General features: G+C 57.7%; 1 protein-coding gene. It reads left to right on the top strand.

The annotated features are described in order from the left end of the window. The coding region (locus AF337_RS05775; protein ID WP_152970920.1) for an AraC family ligand binding domain-containing protein at positions 1 to 222 on the top strand (222 nt) is incomplete at both ends.

The raw sequence follows: 222 nt of genomic DNA on the forward strand, positions 1-222 counted from the left end.
CCCGAGGGCAGTTCCTGATCGAGCGTCACATCGCTGATGCGATGGCCGCACCGCATTGGCACGACCACGTTGAATTAAACCTGCTCATGGCGGGCCAGATGACCTACCTTTTCAATGGAAGGCAGGAACAGGTTGAGGCCGGCCGCCTGGTTTTATTCTGGGCCGCAATTCCCCATCAGACGATCGCTGTTGCCGAAAACGCGCCGCTCGTATGTCTCTATC

The sequence above is a fragment of the Rhizobium ecuadorense genome (assembly GCF_001187535.1).
Classification (GTDB): domain Bacteria; phylum Pseudomonadota; class Alphaproteobacteria; order Rhizobiales; family Rhizobiaceae; genus Rhizobium; species Rhizobium ecuadorense.